Source organism: Oleiphilus sp. HI0080, from assembly GCF_001635135.1.
Map to the genome: position 1 here is coordinate 1 of NZ_LWFU01001246.1, position 741 is coordinate 741.

1 protein-coding gene is annotated in these 741 nt (G+C 49.3%); it reads left to right on the top strand.

The window, feature by feature from the left end; genetic code table 11:
• Window positions 1-640: acyl-CoA dehydrogenase family protein (locus A3751_RS21590; RefSeq protein ID WP_197466596.1), on the top strand; the 640-nt coding region annotated here is incomplete at its 5' end.
• Between the last annotated feature and the right edge of the window lie 101 nt (window positions 641-741).

Genomic DNA, 741 nt, shown 5'->3' on the forward strand with positions numbered 1-741 from the left:
TGATGACAAAGTGCATCTAAACAAATCACTGATTGTCGTACCAATGAACACACCCGGTGTCGAGGTCGCACCGAAGCTCAACAAGCTTGGTATGCGCAGCTCAGAAACGGCGCAGGTCTTCTTTGACAATGTTCGAGTTCCACAGCGTTACCGCATCGGTGCCGAAGGTTCCGGATTTATGATGCAAATGCTCCAGTTCCAAGAGGAGCGCCTGTTCGGGGCAGCAAACATTCTGAAAGGTCTTGAGCACTGTGTGAACACAACAATCGATTACTGCCGTGAGCGTCAGACATTTGGTCAACCACTACTCGACAACCAGGTCATTCACTTTCGTTTGGCAGAGCTTCAGACAGAAATCGAAGCACTTCGCTGCATGGTGCATCAAGGTGTAGAGGGTTACATTAATAAGAAAGACGTGACGATGCTTGCCTCTATGGCCAAACTAAAAGCAGGACGCTTGGGCAGAGAAGTTTCTGACAGCTGTCTGCAATACTGGGGCGGAATGGGTTACATGTGGGACAACCCAGTTTCTCGCTCAATGCGTGATATTCGACTTGTCTCGATCGGAGGTGGTGCCGATGAAATCATGCTTGGCATTATCTGTAAGTTGATGGGCACCCTGCCAAAACGTAAGAAGTAAGGAGCGCGAATGAGTACGCTACCAGTATGTGAAACGCTGCTTCTTGAGCAAAAGGAACACGCGCTACACGTAACGCTAAACCGTCCGAAAGCACGAAATGC